This window comes from Nocardioides sp. NPDC051685, from assembly GCF_044453405.1.
GTDB lineage: Bacteria > Actinomycetota > Actinomycetes > Propionibacteriales > Nocardioidaceae > Nocardioides.
This window is the reverse complement of record NZ_JBITCR010000004.1, coordinates 349,673-365,358: the sequence shown is the minus strand read 5'-3', so window position 1 is coordinate 365,358 and position 15,686 is coordinate 349,673. Positions and strand designations below refer to the sequence as shown.

At 69.7% G+C, this 15,686-nt stretch carries 14 protein-coding genes; 10 read left to right on the top strand and 4 right to left on the bottom strand.

The annotated features are described in order from the left end of the window. Window position 1 precedes the first annotated feature (1 nt). The 7 genes from ACIA03_RS14520 (at window position 2) to acs (ending at window position 8,961) form a co-directional block, all read left to right on the top strand. A complete protein-coding gene (locus tag ACIA03_RS14520; RefSeq protein ID WP_396983534.1) occupies window positions 2-385 on the top strand; it encodes a hypothetical protein in 384 nt (127 codons plus the stop codon). Then, complete coding sequence (locus tag ACIA03_RS14515; RefSeq protein ID WP_396983532.1) at window positions 382-1,971, top strand: cation acetate symporter; 1,590 nt, start codon at window positions 382-384, stop codon at window positions 1,969-1,971. Before ACIA03_RS14520 ends, ACIA03_RS14515 begins: the two co-directional genes overlap by 4 nt. Window positions 1,972-1,975: 4 nt before the next feature. Next, complete coding sequence (locus ACIA03_RS14510) at window positions 1,976-2,818, top strand: class I SAM-dependent methyltransferase (RefSeq protein WP_396983530.1); 843 nt, start codon at window positions 1,976-1,978, stop codon at window positions 2,816-2,818. Window positions 2,819-2,935: 117 nt separating this feature from the next. Then, window positions 2,936-4,723: a hypothetical protein gene (locus tag ACIA03_RS14505; protein WP_396983528.1), complete on the top strand. Its 1,788-nt coding sequence runs from the start codon at window positions 2,936-2,938 to the stop codon at window positions 4,721-4,723. Window positions 4,724-4,896: 173 nt separating this feature from the next. Beyond that, on the top strand, window positions 4,897-5,247 hold the full coding sequence (locus ACIA03_RS14500; RefSeq protein ID WP_396983526.1) for a DUF485 domain-containing protein: 351 nt from the start codon (window positions 4,897-4,899) through the stop codon (window positions 5,245-5,247). A gap of 1 nt (window position 5,248) precedes the next feature. Further along, window positions 5,249-6,880 carry a cation acetate symporter gene (locus ACIA03_RS14495; protein ID WP_396983524.1) on the top strand — a complete coding sequence of 544 codons (1,632 nt, stop codon included), beginning with the start codon at window positions 5,249-5,251 and terminating at the stop codon, window positions 6,878-6,880. Window positions 6,881-6,993: 113 nt separating this feature from the next. Then, entirely contained in the window at window positions 6,994-8,961 is a 1,968-nt protein-coding gene (gene acs, locus ACIA03_RS14490; protein WP_396983523.1) for an acetate--CoA ligase, read from the top strand. Window positions 8,962-9,131: 170 nt separating this feature from the next. Here acs and ACIA03_RS14485 read toward each other — a convergent pair whose 3' ends face one another. After that, window positions 9,132-9,710, bottom strand: a complete 579-nt coding sequence (locus tag ACIA03_RS14485) for a C40 family peptidase (RefSeq protein WP_396983522.1) — start codon at window positions 9,708-9,710, stop codon at window positions 9,132-9,134. Window positions 9,711-10,184: 474 nt separating this feature from the next. On the opposite strand from ACIA03_RS14485, the gene nhaA reads away from it, so the two are divergent. The 3 genes from nhaA to ACIA03_RS14470 all read left to right on the top strand — a co-directional run bounded on the left by nhaA (window position 10,185) and on the right by ACIA03_RS14470 (window position 13,034). Further along, window positions 10,185-11,483, top strand: coding sequence for a Na+/H+ antiporter NhaA (nhaA, locus tag ACIA03_RS14480; protein ID WP_396983520.1), 1,299 nt, complete (start codon window positions 10,185-10,187; stop codon window positions 11,481-11,483). 42 nt (window positions 11,484-11,525) lie between these two features. After that, the gene (locus ACIA03_RS14475; protein WP_396983518.1) at window positions 11,526-11,933 is read left to right on the top strand and encodes a phage holin family protein; all 408 of its coding nucleotides are present in this window, start codon (window positions 11,526-11,528) and stop codon (window positions 11,931-11,933) included. Between the two features lie 168 nt (window positions 11,934-12,101). Then, window positions 12,102-13,034, top strand: a complete 933-nt coding sequence (locus ACIA03_RS14470) for a DUF559 domain-containing protein (RefSeq protein ID WP_396983516.1) — start codon at window positions 12,102-12,104, stop codon at window positions 13,032-13,034. 161 nt (window positions 13,035-13,195) lie between these two features. Here ACIA03_RS14470 and ACIA03_RS14465 read toward each other — a convergent pair whose 3' ends face one another. The 3 genes from ACIA03_RS14465 to ACIA03_RS14455 are packed head-to-tail and all read right to left on the bottom strand — an operon-like array spanning window position 13,196 to window position 15,659. Next, window positions 13,196-14,374: a MarP family serine protease gene (locus ACIA03_RS14465; RefSeq protein ID WP_396983514.1), complete on the bottom strand. Its 1,179-nt coding sequence runs from the start codon at window positions 14,372-14,374 to the stop codon at window positions 13,196-13,198. Next, window positions 14,371-15,054 carry an NUDIX hydrolase gene (locus tag ACIA03_RS14460; RefSeq protein WP_396983512.1) on the bottom strand — a complete coding sequence of 228 codons (684 nt, stop codon included), beginning with the start codon at window positions 15,052-15,054 and terminating at the stop codon, window positions 14,371-14,373. Before ACIA03_RS14460 ends, ACIA03_RS14465 begins: the two co-directional genes overlap by 4 nt. Further along, complete coding sequence (locus ACIA03_RS14455; protein ID WP_396983510.1) at window positions 15,051-15,659, bottom strand: TlpA family protein disulfide reductase; 609 nt, start codon at window positions 15,657-15,659, stop codon at window positions 15,051-15,053. The genes ACIA03_RS14460 and ACIA03_RS14455 overlap by 4 nt, the downstream gene beginning before the upstream one ends. Window positions 15,660-15,686: the final 27 nt, after the last annotated feature.

The window sequence follows — 15,686 nt, the reverse complement described above, 5'->3', positions numbered from 1 at the left end:
CATGACCGAACCCCAACGCGTACGCGTCACCGGACCGCCCCGGCGACGCCCGGCGGTCCGCCGGGTCGACGTCGACGAGGACACCCGCCTCGGCGAGGTCTACCTCGGCTCGCTGATGCGCGCCCAGCTCTCGATCGCCGTACGCACCCTGGCGGTTCTCCTCCTCGGCGTCGGCTCGCTCCCGCTGCTGTTCTGGTTGGCTCCGGGGCTGGCGCACACGGCACCGTTCGGCGTGCCGCTCCCCTGGCTGCTCCTCGGGGTGCTGGTCTACCCCTTCCTGTTCCTCCTCGGCCGCTGGTACCTGCGCGGCGCGGAACGCAACGAGGCCAGCTATGCGGACCTGCTCCGTACCGATTCTTCGGGCTCCGAGGACGAGGCGCCATGACCTTCGACTCCGCCCCGGCGATCGTCGCGGTCACCCTGGTCACCCTGGCGACGCTGACGATCGGCACCTGGGGGCTGCGGTTCAGCCGCACCACGAGCGACTTCTACGTCGCCTCGCGATCGGTGCGGCCCGGCCTCAACGCGAGCGCCATCGGCGGGGAGTATCTCTCCGCCGCCTCCTTCCTCGGCGTCGCCGGGCTGGTGTTCACCTCCGGTGCCGAGATGCTCTGGTATCCGATCGGCTGGACCGCCGGCTATCTCGTGCTGCTGACCCTGGTCGCAGCACCTCTACGCAGGTCAGGGGCGTATACGCTGCCCGACTTCGCCGAGGAGCGGCTGGCGTCGACGGGGGTGAGGCGGCTCTGCTCGCTGCTGGTCGTGACCATCGGCTGGCTCTATCTGCTGCCTCAGCTGCAGGGCGCCGGGCTGACCCTGGAGCTGGTCGCGGACGCCCCTCGCTGGGTGGGGCCCGTGCTGGTCGGGACGGTCGTGCTGGTCAGCGTCTTCTCCGGCGGGATGCGCTCGATCACGTTCGTGCAGGCCTTCCAGTACTGGCTCAAGCTGACCGCCCTGCTCATCCCCGCAGGAGTGCTGGTCGCGGTCTGGGGCAGCGACGGCGCGCCCCGCGCCACCGACCTCAGCCAGGCCTGGTCGCTGCCGATGGGCACCGACGGCTCGGCCGGCCTCTACGCCACCTACTCGCTGATCGCGGCGACCTTCCTCGGCACCATGGGCCTGCCGCACGTCGGCGTCCGCTTCTACACCAACCCCGACGGCCGCGCCGCCCGCCGCACCACCCTGGTCGTGCTGGCCCTCCTCGGCGTCTTCTACCTGCTGCCGCCGATCTTCGGCCTCCTGGGAAGGGTGTACGCAGCCACCCCCGCCTCCGCGGACACCCTGGTGCTCGAGCTGCCCCGCCTGATGGTTCCCGGCTGGGCGGGTGACGCCCTGACGGGGCTGGTCTGCGCGGGCGCGTTCGCGGCCTTCCTGTCGACCTCGTCCGGCCTCGCGATCGCCGTCTCCGGCGTGCTCTCCCAGGACGTGGTCGTGCCGCTGCTGCGCCACCGGGGCAGCAGGTTCGGCGGCGTCGCCGCCTTCCGGATCGCCTCCCTGGTCGCCGTCTTCGTCCCGGTCACCGGCGCCCTGCTGACCCCGAGCGTCGGCGTCGCCCGCGGTGTCGCGCTCGCCTTCGCGCTCGCCGCAGCCACCTTCTGCCCGCTGCTCCTGCTCGGCATCTGGTGGCGCCGGCTGACCGCCTACGGCGCCGCGACCGGGCTGGTCACCGGCCTGATCACCACGGGCACGGCCGTGATCGTCACGATCAGTGGGTGGCGTACGGACACCTGGGCCGACGTCGCCCTCACCCAGCCGGCGCTCTGGGCCGTGCCGCTCTCCTTCGCGGTCATGATCGTCGTCAGCCTCGCCTCCGCGGCCCACATTCCCGCCCACACCACCCGACTGCTGGTGCGCTTGCACTCTCCCGAGCCGACGATCGAACCGGCCGCGCAACGCGGTCCGACCAGACCCGGTTCCACCGAACCCGATCCCGTGGGCACGCACCGGAGTAGCGTGAGAGCCGAGGGGTGATCCCATGACAGGCACGACGACGGACGCGCTGCGAAAGACCTGGGACGCCGCGGCGCCGGGCTGGGCCAGGTGGGAGCCGCACTGGGGACGGGCTCTCCAGGGCCCCACGGACGTCCTGCTCGACCATGCCGCGGTGGGGAGCGGCATGCGGGTGCTGGATCTGGCCTGCGGCGCCGGCAGCCAGACGCTGCGCGCCGCCCAGCGGGTCGGGGGGTCAGGTGAGGTCATCGCCGCGGACATCTCCGCGACCATGCTGGACTACGTCGCCGAGGCGGCCCGCGCGGCCGGCCTCGAGAACGTCCGCACGGTCGCATCTCCGGCGGAGGAGCTGGGGCTGCCGACGGAGAGCATCGACGCGGGGATCTGCCGGCTCGGGTTGATGCTGTTCGCCGACCCCGGGAGCGCTCTGGAAGCCGTCCATCGACTGCTCAGGCCCGGCGCCCGGTTCGCCGCGCTGGTGTTCTCCGCGCCCGCCGCCAACGCCTTCATGGCCGCGCCGATGGCGACCCTGCTGCGCCATGCCGGGTCCCCCGCACCGGCCCCGGGAACTCCTGGGCTGTTCCGGTTCGGCGCCGACGGAGCTCTGGCGGGCGTCCTCGCGGCCGCGGGGCTGACGGACGTCAGGTCCGACGTGATCGCGGCGACGCTGCGGTTCGAGAGCGTGGACGACGCCATGGGGATGTTCCAGCAGGCCGCGGGTGCCTACCGTGCGGCCATCGCGCAGCTGGACGACGACGCGAAGGCGGCGGCATGGGCCGACGTCCGCGACGAGGTCGCCGGCTACGCGACCCCGGAGGGCGGAGTCGAGGCGAGCCTCGAGGTCGTCGTGGCCTCCGGCGCGCGCTGATAGCCAACCGACCGACCCTGCGAACAACCTGCGAACCTCGAGCCTCCTCGCTAGTCTGACCGAGCGTTCCGGGCTTCTCCGTGCCCGTGTCCGCCACCTGGATCCGGGAGTCGACGAGTGGATGAGAGCGCGGACGTCGGCGCCGATCTGGGCCTCTGGGCGACGGCTGCCGGTGGCCTGCTGGGCGCGTGGCACGCGGCCGGCGGACGCGAGATCGACGGCTTCGGGGACGTCGCCCTGACGGTGCTCGCGGCCGTGGCCGGCGCCTTTGCCGGGCTTCTCCTCGGCCTCGTGGTCGGCGTGGTGATCCTGGCCATCCACACGATCGCGGTCGCGCCTGCCTTCGCGTGGTGGCGCGAGCGGAGGGTCGGCCGCGTCGCCGCACTCGTCGTCCTGCTGTGGACACCGGCCATCGCCGCCCTGCTCTGGTGGTGGCCCGACCGCTTCCTCCCGGCCGCCCTGATCGCCGGCTTCGGGGGCTGGGCCGTGTTCCTGGCCCACCGGCGGTTGGGCGAGTCGGAGCATCTCGTCGGGGCTGCGGTCCCGCACCTCGGCGGGGTCGCGGTCGCCACCCTCGTCGGCGAGCAGGTCTTCTTCGGCAACCTGCTCTCGACGACGTACGCCGCGCCGGTGCTGTTCGGGATCGCCGGGTGGCTCTCCTGGTGCGGCTGGCGGGCGATGCGCGCGGCCCGGCGGCTCACGGTGCGGGCGGCGGCCGACATCGTCTGGTCGATCCAGCTCGGCCTGCTGCTGACCCTGATGCTGGTGTGGCTGTCCACGGTGCTCACCCTCGGCCCGGCCCAGGTCACCGCGATCCGGGCCGTGCTGGAGAGGATGCAGACGCTGTCGGGGGTGCACTGGGCGTACTGGCTGGCGGCGTATGTCGCCCTCGCCGCGAGCAGCTTCCTCGTCCTGCGGTGGCCGCAGCGCTTCGGCGAGACCCGGCTGCCCCTGTTCGGCATGCTCACCATCGGGAAGCGGACGCTGGCCGGGATCAACATCGGCCTGATGGTCTCGCTGGTCTTCACCATCACCGCGGTACCCGTCTCCGAGGGGGCGTGGAAGGGGCAGGTCGAGGACCGCTACGCCCTCGAGACGCGACACGTCCGGCACGCGGAGGGCGAGGAGGCGGCGTACGAGCAGATCCACCAGTACGTCACCGCGAACCGCCACGCCGCGGACCGGCTCACGCCGGTCGTCGAGGCGGTCCACGAGGCCGCGCCCGCCGAGCCGGGCGAGCCGGTCTCGGAGAGCGCCCTGGGCATCGCCCGGCAGCTCGGCCGATTCCAGGCAGCGGCCCTCGGCCCGGCGGACCCGGCTCCGGACGAGGTCGCGGACGAGGTCGCGGACCTGCCCGGCGGTCCGGACGTGAGCGAGGCGTTCGAGGAGCTCGCCGGGGTTCAGCAGGCCAAGACGCAGCAGGAGGCCCGGGCCGGCCGGTTCGCGGACGCCGCCGCGGCCGCGGTCGCCGGCACCCTCGACATCCCCGACGTCGGACGCAACGAGGTCGTCCACATCCTCAGGGCCTACCTGGGCGGGCTGGTCGAGGAAGGTCGGGTGCGGGACCTCTTCTACCGCTGGGCGCGTGACGGCGGGACCGCGCCGCCCGCGGTGGGCCGCCTGGTCTCCGTCGACCTGCCCGCCCTCTACGCCGCCGCCTACGACCTGACCCGGAGGGCGGCGGTCCGCGCGGGTGTGGACGTGTGGGCGTTCAACGCGACGTACGGCCTCGGGCTCACCATGCCGGGCGAGTCCCCGCAGCCGGCCGAGATCGTGATCCTGGCTCGCCAGAACCACCACCTCAGCCACAGCAGCAGCCCGTGCCCGGGGTGCATCCACCCGCACGAGGGCGGAGGCGCCCGGACCGGCGGCGGCAGGTCCGGTGGCGGCGGGCGGCGCGGGTAGACCCGCCACTCGACGCACGATTTCGACCGCTCATCGCGCGACGGCGCCGTCCACCGAAGGACTGCTTGCTACCCCACGACGAGCAGGGCGAACCACCCCTAATGTGACTGCGATCACACGTCGTCCGTCCTTCACCCCCACGATGGACGGCCTCGTCAACGAAAGGGTTACCCGTGAGCGCTGAAGCACACGACCAAGCCCACCGGCACGACCCGGTCTACGACAGCCTGCACGCCACGGCGGAGTTTCGCGCTCTGCGGTCGGCGTACCGGAAGTTCGTCTTCCCGGCCACGGTGGCATTTCTGGCTTGGTATCTCCTCTACGTCTTCTGCTCCAACTGGGCCGACGGCTTCATGGACACCAAGCTGGTCGGCAACATCAACGTCGCGCTGGTCTTCGGGCTCCTGCAGTTCGTGACCACGTTCGGCATCGCGTACCTCTACGCCAACTACTCCAACAAGCACCTCGACCCGCTGGCTCGGAAGCTCGACGAGGAATACGAGAACGAGAAGCGGGGGGCCTGACATGGACGGCAGCCAAATCCTCACCACGGTCCTCTTCCTGGCCGTCGTCGCGATCACGATCGGCATCACCTTCTGGGCGAGCCGGCAGACGAAGACGGCGGCCGACTACTACGCCGGTGGCCGCGGCTTCTCCGGTTTCCAGAACGGTCTCGCGATCGGTGGCGACTACATGTCGGCGGCGTCGTTCCTCGGCATCTCCGGCGCCATCGCGCTCTCGGGCTACGACGGTTTCCTCTACTCGATCGGCTTCCTCGTCGCCTGGCTGGTGGCGCTGCTGCTGGTCGCGGAGGTGCTGCGCAACTCCGGTCGCTACACGATGGCCGACCAGCTGGCGTACCGGATGAAGCAGCGGCCGGTCCGGATGGCGGCCGCGACCTCGACGGTCGTCGTCTCAATCTTCTACCTGCTGGCCCAGATGGTCGGTGCGGGCGCCCTGGTGGCCCTGCTGCTCGGCGTCGAGGACCAGGCGGTCAAGAACATCGTGATCCTCTTCGTCGGCGCGCTGATGATCTTCTACGTCACCGTCGGCGGGATGAAGGGCACCACCTGGGTCCAGATCGTCAAGGCCGTCCTGCTGATGACCGGCTCGGCGCTGATCGTGATCCTGGTGCTCGCGCACTTCGGCTTCAACCTGTCCTCGCTGCTCGGCTCCGCGGCCGAGGCCTCGGGCAAGGGCGACGCGTTCCTCGAGCCCGGCCTGAAGTACGGCCTGACCTTCACCAGCGAGCTGGACTTCGTCTCGCTCGGCCTCGCCCTGGTGCTCGGCACCGCCGGCCTGCCGCACATCCTGATCCGCTTCTACACCGTCCCGACCTCCGCGGATGCTCGCAAGTCGGTGCTGTGGGCGATCGGCCTGATCGGCGTCTTCTACCTGTTCACCCTGGTCCTGGGCTTCGGTGCGGCCGCGCTGGTCGACCCGACCACCTTCGACAAGGCCGGCAACCTGGCGGCACCACTGCTCGCCCAGGAGGTCGGTGGCGGTGACGGCTCCATCGGTGGCGCCGTGCTGCTGGCCCTCATCTCCGCGGTCGCCTTCGCCACGATCCTCGCCGTCGTCGCGGGCCTGACGCTGACCTCGTCGGTCTCCGTCGCCCACGACATCTACAACTCGGTGATCAAGCGCGGCAAGGCCTCCGAGAAGGAGGAGCTGAAGGTCTCGCGCTGGGCCGCGGCGGGCATCGGCCTGGTCGCGATCCTGCTGGCCATCCCGGCACAGTCGCTGAACATCGCGTTCCTGGTGGCGCTGGCCTTCGCGGTCGCCGCCTCGGCTAACCTGCCGGCGATCATCTACAACATGTTCTGGGCGCGGTTCAACACCCGCGGCGCGGTCTGGTCGATCTACGGCGGCCTGATCTCCTGCGTCGGCCTGGTCTTCTTCTCGCCGGTCGTCTCCGGCAAGACGGCCGTCGACGCGGTCACGGGCGACACGATCTCCGCCTCGCTCTTCCCGCTCGGCGTGGACTTCTCCTGGTTCCCACTGGAGAACCCCGGCATCATCTCCATCCCGCTCGGATTCTTCCTGGGCTGGCTGGGCACGGTGACGTCGAAGGAGCCGGAGACCGCAGAGCGGTACGTCGAGCTCGAGGTGCGCGCCCTCACCGGCGCCGGCTCGGAGAAGGCGATCACGCACTGATCCCCCAACGGCGGGCCGTCGTACATCTGCTGTTGTACGACGGCCCGCCATCATTCTTTCCCCCGCACTACCCTGTGGCTTGAGCCACACATTTTTCGTACGTAGGAGTCACTGTGACCGACGAGACCCTGTCCAACCTGCTGCACGAAGAGCGCCGGTTCGAGCCGCCCGCCGAGTTCGCCGCCGCTGCCAACGTCAAGGCCGACGCCTACTCCGCCGCCGAGGAGGACCGGGACGCCTTCTGGGCCGCCGCCGCGGAACGGCTCACCTGGGCCAAGCCGTTCGATCGTGTCCTGAACTGGGACAACCCGCCGTTCGCGAAGTGGTTCGAGGGCGGCGAGATCAACGTGGCGTACAACGCCGTCGACCGGCACGTCGAGGCCGGGCTCGGTGACCGGGTCGCGATCCACTGGGTCGGCGAGCCCGCCGACGACAAGCGCACCATCACCTATGCCGAGCTCAAGGACGAGGTCTCCCGGGCGGCGAACGCCTTCGAGGCCCTCGGCGTCGGCAAGGGCGACCGGGTCGCGATCTACATGCCGATGATCCCCGAGGCCGTCGTCGCGATGCTTGCCTGCGCGCGGATCGGCGCGATCCACACCGTCATCTTCGGTGGCTTCTCCGCCGACGCCCTCGCGACTCGCGTCGTCGACTGCGGCGCGAAGCTGATCGTCACCTCCGACGGCGGCTACCGCCGCGGGGCGCCCTCGGCGCTCAAGCCGGCCGTCGACGAGGCGGTCACGAAGGTCGAGGAGGCCCAGCCGGGCCTGGTCGAGAACGTCGTCGTCGTCCGCCGAACCGGGCAGGACGTCGGCTGGAACGACTCGGTCGACAAGTGGTGGTCGGATGTCGTGTCGTCGGCGTCGACCGAACACACTCCGGTCGCGCACGACGCCGAGCACCCGCTCTTCGTCATGTACACGAGCGGGACCACCGGGAAGCCGAAGGGCATCCTGCACACCACCGGCGGCTACCTCACCCAGGCGGCGTTCACCCACTGGGAGGTCTTCGACCTCAAGCCCGAGACCGACGTCTACTGGTGCACCGCCGACATCGGCTGGATCACCGGCCACTCCTACATCGTCTACGGACCGCTGGCGAACGGCGCGACCCAGGTGCTCTACGAGGGCACCCCGGACTTCCCGGAGAAGGGCCGCTGGTGGCAGATCATCGAGGAGTACGGCGTCACCCTCTTCTACACGGCGCCGACCGCGATCCGGACCTTCATGAAGCAGGGGCGCGCCATCCCGGACGCCCGCGACCTCTCCTCGGTCCGGCTGCTCGGGTCCGTCGGTGAGCCGATCAACCCCGAGGCCTACATCTGGTACCGCGACGTCATCGGCGGGTCCGCGGTCCCTGTGGTGGACACCTGGTGGCAGACCGAGACCGGCGCGATCATGATCTCGCCGCTCCCCGGCGTGACGGCCGGGAAGCCGGGTTCGGCGATGAAGGCCCTGCCCGGTGTGGGCGCCGACGTGGTCGACGACAACGGCGTCTCCGTGCCGAACGGCTCCGGGGGCTACCTCGTGCTCACCCAGCCGTGGCCGTCGATGCTGCGTACGATCTGGGGGGACGACGAGCGCTACGTGGACACCTACTGGGCGCGGTTCAAGGACCAGGGGTTCTACTTCGCCGGCGACGGCGCGAAGAAGGACGAGGACGGTGACGTCTGGGTCCTGGGCCGGGTCGACGACGTGATGAACGTGTCCGGGCACCGGCTCTCCACGACCGAGATCGAGTCGGCGCTGGTCTCGCACTCCTACGTCGCCGAGGCCGCGGTCGTCGGCGCGACCGACCCCGACACGGGGCAGGCCGTGGTGGCGTACGTCATCCTGCGCGACGGGTCGCCCGAGGACTGCGAGAAGGAGCTCTCCGACCACGTCCGCAAGGAGATCGGCCCGATCGCCAAACCGCGGCAGATCATGATCGTGCCCGAGCTGCCCAAGACCCGCTCGGGGAAGATCATGCGGCGCCTGCTGCGTGACCTCGCCGAGGGCCGCGGCGTGGGTGACACCACGACGCTCGCCGATCAGACGATCATGGACCTCATCGCCGCCGGACAGGCGACCTCGACGGAGTGAGCCTCTGCCGAGTCGGCGCATCTGACCCCGTGTCTCGCGAAGCGAAGCGAGACGACCGGAGCGAGGCCGAGCGGCGAGCTTGCTCGTCCGCTCGTGCCGAGCGAGGGAGTAACCGCGCGCAGCGCGGAGCGGGAGGGGTCGGATGCGCCGACTCGGCGTTTCCGTACGGCCTAACGATGCTTCGTGTACTTCACCCGGCGGATGAAGTAGCTGTCGGTCCAGATCGGGTCCTTCTTGACCGTCTCGCCGGACCGGGGTGCATGCCAGATCCAGCGGCGGCCGTCGTGCTTCCCGGCATAGATGCCGACGTGGTAGACGCCGCCGCTGCCATAGAAGAAGACCAGGTCGCCATTGCGAGGCTTCTTGACCTTGAAGGTGTGGCCGACCTGCGCCGACGAGCTGTGCGGGAGCTTGTGACCGAGCTCCTTGTAGACCCACTGGGTCAGGCCCGAGCAGTCGTAGGCGTGCGGGCCGTTGGCACCGTAGGAGTAGGGGTCGCCGGCCTGGCTCTTGACGCGCCGCAACGCTTGCAGCCCGCGCGACTTCTTCTTCTTTTTCTTGGCGGTGTGCGTGCTCGTCGGGGCGCCGGTGGTCGCGCCGGCTTGGGCACTTGCGCCCGGCGGGGAAGCAGCCGTGGCGGACTGGTGAGGAGCAGCGACGAGCGCGAGGCCGACCACAAGGGCGGTCGCGACGCCGACGGTCATCGTTCTGTGGGCGCGCGCAAGCGCACCGAAACACGATCCGGTCATTCGAGGTTCCCCTGTTGCAGCGACGCCTGCGAAGGTCGACCTGTCGGATTCGGGCTGCTGTTGCCCGGGCGCTGGTGGTGTTCCGTCTACGCCTTCACCCCAAGCCGGTCGGCCTTGTCTCTGGCCCCCGGCGTGCTGCTTGGCTCCCCCGTGCCCGTCACCGTGGTCGGATCGACTCTCCTCCGGCTGTGACGGGCCTCGGCGCGTCCGGAGCGGCCCCACCGTGCGGAGGGACTGACTCGACTATGCAACGGAACCTCGTGCCGACGGGGGTATTTGTGCAGCAAGTCACACGTCTTGTGACGTATTGGCGTTTGTTTGATTATGTTTGCGTCGTTCTACGAAACGGATCCGGTCCCCGGACCGATCGCTCTTCGGACTCCGACCGGGACGCTTGCTAGGGTCGGTATCAGGTGTGCCGGGAAGTCTGGTCGGCGTGAGTTCGACGACCCCTGAGCCTCTGGAGGCCCACTCGTGACCGACAACCGCAACCGCCTGTTCCCCCGTGGCTCGTGGCTGGAGACGTCGCGTACGGCCGACATCCTCCGCGCCGAGACGACCGGCGGCATCCTCCTCATCATCGGAGCGGTGATCGCCGTCGTCCTCGCCAACAGCCCCTGGCGGGACGCGTACGAGGCGGTGCGCGACTTCCGGATCGGGCCGGCCGCGCTCCACCTCGATCTGAGCATCGGGGCGTGGGCGGCGGACGGCCTGCTGGCGATCTTCTTCTTCGTCGCCGGCCTGGAGCTCAAGCGGGAGTTCGTCGCCGGTGACCTGCGCGACCCGCGACGGGCGGCGCTCCCGATCGCGGCCGCCGTCGGCGGCATGGTCGTGCCTGCCGCCTTCTACGTCGCGGTGAACCTCCTCGACGACGGCTCGCTGTCGGGCTGGGCCGTGCCCGTCGCCACCGACATCGCCTTCGCGGTCGCCATCCTGGCCGTCATCTCCACCCACCTGCCTGCCGGGCTGCGTACGTTCCTCCTCACCCTCGCCGTGGTCGACGACCTCCTCGGGATCATCATCATCGCGGTCTTCTTCACCTCCGAGCTCCACATCGGGACCCTGCTGCTGGCGCTGGTGCCGATCGCGCTCTTCGGGGTGCTGGTGCAGCGCCGCGTGCGCAGCCCGTGGCTGCTGATCCCGCTCGCCCTGATCGCCTGGGCGCTCGTGCACGCGAGCGGTGTCCACGCCACCGTGGCCGGGGTGCTGCTCGGCTTCACCGTGCCGGTGCGCCGCAAGAACCCGGAGTCCAAGCGCGGCTACGCCGAGCACCTGGAGCACCTGACCCGGCCCATCTCGGCCGGAGTTGCGGTGCCCATCTTCGCGTTCTTCGCCGCAGGTGTCTCGCTCGGCGGCTGGAAGGGCGTCGCGGGCGCCGTCACCGACCCGGTCGCGCTCGGCATCATCGCCGGCCTGGTCCTCGGCAAGCCCATCGGCATCGCCGGATCGACCTGGCTCCTGTCCACGTTCACGAAGGCTTCCCTCGACGACGACCTGGCGTGGTCAGACGTGATCGGGATGGCGATGCTGGCCGGGATCGGGTTCACCGTCTCGCTGCTGATCGGCGAGCTCGCCTTCCACAACGAACCGGACGTGCACGACCACATGAAGGTCGGTGTCCTCTTCGGTTCGGTGCTCGCCGCGCTGTTGGCGACGGTGGTGCTGCGCACGCGGAACCGGGTCTACAAGCGCATCGAGGAGCTGGAGACTCTCGACGTCAACAAGGACGGCGTGCCGGACGTGTTCGAGGATGATCCGGGTCGGGACCGGTAAGGTCGTGGGCGCTCCACAACACACGTTCAGCGAAGGGTTCCCATGGCAGTCGACATCGTGAAGTCCCCGGGCGGCGAGGACCCGACGATCGGGAAGCTCGTCGTCGACGCCACTCGCGACATCTCCGAGCTCGTCAACAAGGAGATCACGCTCGCCAAGCAGGAGCTCAAGGTCTCGGTGACCAACGCCGGCGTCGGCATCGGCCTCTTCGCCGCCGCCGCGTTCCTGCTGGTCCTCGCCGTGATCATGCTTTCGGTCTCGGTGGCCTACTTCATCCACTGGGCCGGCCTCGGCCTGCACTGGTCGTTCCTCATCGTCTTCGGCTTCTACGTACTCCTCGCCGCCCTCCTCGGTTTCGTCGGCGTACTCAAGGTCAAGAAGGTCAAGGCCCCCGAGAAGGCCATCGCCCAGGGCAAGGAGATCCCCCGGGCACTCAAGGGCCACCGCTGACCCCTCCCTGCCGAGGCGTCAGCCCCGTCGGCCGAGGCGTCACTCCGGTCGGCCGAGGCGTCACGGGGACGGGCCGATCTCCGTCCACAGGGCGCACTGAGTCCGAAGTTATCCACAGCCTCTGAAAAGGCGGATGATTTCGTACGCAACCTGGCGCACGCTGCGGCCATGAACCTCTCACTCGTCAAGACCGACAGCCCTCTGCCGGAGCGGCCCTTCACAACGTCCGACATCGAGTCGGTCGCGACCAACCGATACGCACTCGCCCAGGCGATCAGCCATGGCGACGTGCGCCGCCCGTTCCGGGGTGTCTATCTCGCCGCCCAAGCCGAGGACGACCCAGTGAAGCGCGCCGAGGCGCTCGTGCAGGTGGTGTCCGAACACCAGGTGATCAGTGACCGGACCGCCGCCTGGGTCCACGGCATCAACACCTTCACCCAGACGGAGATGGCGCAGCCTCCGGACGTGGAGACGTGCGCCGTCCGTGGTCACACCCGCACGCGGCGCCCGGGCACCGACGGTCGCTCGCGCGACCTCCTTCCCGAGGACATCACGGTCATCGGCGGCGTACGTGTGACGACGCCGTTGCGCACCGCCCTCGACCTCGGCTGCAACCTGAACCGACGGGAGGCGATGGCTGCGCTCAACGAGTTCGCCCGACACCACGGAATCACCCGGAGTGCTCTCGACCAGCAGCTGCCCCGCTTTCGGGGGCGCCGCGGCGTCGTCCAGCTCCGCGAGCTCGTCCCGCTCCTCAACCGCCGTCTCGAGTCCCAGCGCGAATCCTGGACCCTGCTCGCGATCAGCGACGCCGGGCTTCCTCTCCCCGAGGCACAGGTCTGGGTCGACGTCGAAGGCATCCCGACCTACCGCCTCGACTTCGCCTACCGCCTCGCCAAGGTCGCGATCGAATACGACGGCGAGGATCACGACGACCCCGACCAGCGCATCTACGACGAGGAACGACGAGGCTGGCTGATCGATCACGGCTGGACGATCGTCATCGTGCGGAAGGGCGACTTCACCGGCGACCGTCTCGACACCTGGCTCCGCGAGATCAAGGACGCCCTGACCCCGACCTACTCCGCCCGCCGCTTCTGACCGAAGCGTCACCCCCGTCGGCCGAAGCGTCACCCACGCAGGCCGAAACGTCACTCCCGTCGGCCGAGTTGGCATCGTGTTGCCAACTCGGCCGACGTACGTGACGTCTCGGCCGACCTAGCTGACGTCTCGGCCGACGCGGCTGACGTCTCGGCGAGGGGTCAGCCGGCGCAGGCCCCGGTGTCGACAGCGGCGGTCTGGGAGCGAGCTTCGCGAGCGATGTCGATGACCTGGTCGGTCGTGAGGGCGTAGCCGGTCTCGGAGTCGGTGACCGAGGCGGCGAAGACGACGCCGACGACGTCGCCCTCGGAGTCGACGATGGGGCCGCCGGAGTTGCCGGGGCGGATGAGGCCGCGTACGGAGTAGACGTCCCGGATGACGGTGCCGACACCGTAGATGTCGGGCGAGCGGAGGCGCTGCTCGGCACGGATACGACCGGGCTGTACGTCGAAGGGGCCGTCCTGCGGATAGCCCAGGACCGCGATCGGGTCCTCAGCGGCGGCGGTGCTGTCGAACTCGAGGCGCTTGAGGTTTCCGCCGCCCTCGAACTTCAGGACCGCGATGTCGATCTCGGGGTCGTAGTGGACGACCTTGGCGTCGTTGGCACCGTCACCGATGATCACGTTGGGATCGTCGACACCGGCCACCACGTGGGCGTTGGTCATCAGATAGCCGCGCCCGATCACGAACCCGGTGCCCTCGACGCCCTTGCCACACTCGTTGGCGCCACGGATCTTGAGGACCGACTCGCCGGCGCGTACGACGTCGGGGTCGGTGAGCATGCGCCGCGGACCGGGGCCGACCTCGACGATCCGCTCGCGGGCGAACGGCTCGAGGTAGCGCGGGAAGAACGAGGTGCCGACGACGTCGTTGAACGCGCGCAGTGCGCGGTCGGCAGGCGACGGCATGATCGAGTCGACCTTGGCCAGGATCGCGGAGCCGCGTACGGCCGGCGTGAGCCCGTTGATCTGGGCCCCGGAGACCGCGACCCCGAGCGCCCAGGCGACCACCAGCACGGCAGCCGCGCTGAGCAGCGCTCCGCCGAGCGCGTCGACGATCCGCGCCGGCTGCCAGGTGATCTCGTCCCGCACGCGTACGCCGCCGTATTGCAGCACCGCCTGGCCGATGGAGGCGCAGGCGATCACGATGAACAGGGCACCCAGCGAGACCCACAGCGACGGAGCCGCGCTGCCGAGCACCTTGGGTGCCAGCCAGATGCCGATGAAGCCGCCGAGCAGCAGTCCACCGGTCGCGAAGGCGCCGGTGATGAAGCCCTGCCAGTATCCCGACAGCGCATAGGCCCCGACGAGGATGATCAGGATCCAATCAAGAAAGTTCACGGCCGATTCCGTTCGCGTCCCTGCAGCATGTATTCGGGCAACTCCTTGATCGGGGCGTCCGGAATCTCCGAGATCCACCCGAGATAGGTGAAGAAGCGGTTGATGATTCCACCTGTGAAGCCCCAGAGAATGACATCCTTCTCCGGTCCGATCAAGAACGCGGGCATCAACCATCCGCCGCGCCCCGGCGAACCCACCTGGATCCGGTGGGCCGGATCCATGAGATCGGACAACGGCACCCGATAGACCGCGTGCACCTCCTCGACCGAGCGCGTCGTCACCGGCGACGGCTCCCGCCACCACGCGATGATCGGCACCACCGCATGGTTGGAGAACGGGATCCACAGGGCCGGAAGCCGACCGACCACGTCGACACCAGTCGGGTCGAGCCCGGTCTCCTCCCATGCCTCCCGGAGCGCCGCCTCCTCGGCGGTCTCGCCCGGATCGAGCCGGCCGCCCGGGAACGACACCTGGCCGGGGTGGGAGCGCATCGTGTGCGAACGCTCGGTCAGCAACAGATCGGGACCTTCGGGGCCCTCGCCGAAGAGCAAGAGCACGGCCGACTCCCGAGCACTCCCGTCCGCAGGCGGCAGGAACTGCGAGATGTCCTCGCCCTGGATCCGCTCGGCCGCGCCGACGATCTCGTCGAACCACTCCGGCCGCGTCCCGTTCGCAGTCACAGCGAGATCCCCAGCTTCTTCTCCACGAGCTCCTTCACCTGGGCCGCACTCTTCATGCCACCCATCTGCAGCAGCTCCACCTTGCCGGAGGAGGACAGGACGTACGTCGCCGGAACTGCTCGCGCCGTAAGCGGCCCGCCCTGCAGCTCACCGCCGGGATCGGCGTACATCGGAAAGGTCACCCCGCGTGAGATCGCCTCCTCGAGCGCGACCCCGGGAACGGTGTCCATGACGTCGATGCCGATGACCGGGACCTGGTCACCGTAGGTCTCGTAGAACGACTGGAGCGCGGGCATCTCCTCCTTGCAGGGCGCACAGAAGCCCTGGAAGAGGTTGATCACCAGCGGTCCCTCGAACGAGGCGAGGTCGGCGGCCTCACCGCCACCGAGGCATGGCAGCTCGATCGACGGCAGCCCGCCGTCGCTCGCGGACCCGGGCTGACACGCTTCCACCTTCGATGCCTTCTTGGCCGCGACCATCTCCGCCGTGGCGACGTTCACCTTGGACGAGGACGGCTTGTCGGCCAGCGGCGCGCCGGACTGCCCACCCCCGGCCGAGGACTCGGTGCCGCAGCCGGCCAGGACAGCCAGCAGGACAGCGGTCACCGCCGCACCGCGGGCTTGTCTCCCCAG

Excerpts from the sequence above, each read along its gene's own strand:
- ACIA03_RS14510 (WP_396983530.1), top strand. The coding sequence starts at position 1,976 with ATGACAGGCACGACGACGGACGCGCTGCGAAAGACCTGGGACGCCGCG.
- ACIA03_RS14520 (WP_396983534.1), top strand. The coding sequence starts at position 2 with ATGACCGAACCCCAACGCGTACGCGTCACCGGACCGCCCCGGCGACGC.
- ACIA03_RS14475 (WP_396983518.1), top strand. The coding sequence starts at position 11,526 with ATGGCAGTCGACATCGTGAAGTCCCCGGGCGGCGAGGACCCGACGATC.
- ACIA03_RS14485 (WP_396983522.1), bottom strand. The coding sequence starts at position 9,710 with ATGACCGGATCGTGTTTCGGTGCGCTTGCGCGCGCCCACAGAACGATG.
- ACIA03_RS14515 (WP_396983532.1), top strand. The coding sequence starts at position 382 with ATGACCTTCGACTCCGCCCCGGCGATCGTCGCGGTCACCCTGGTCACC.
- ACIA03_RS14470 (WP_396983516.1), top strand. The coding sequence starts at position 12,102 with ATGAACCTCTCACTCGTCAAGACCGACAGCCCTCTGCCGGAGCGGCCC.
- ACIA03_RS14495 (WP_396983524.1), top strand. The coding sequence starts at position 5,249 with ATGGACGGCAGCCAAATCCTCACCACGGTCCTCTTCCTGGCCGTCGTC.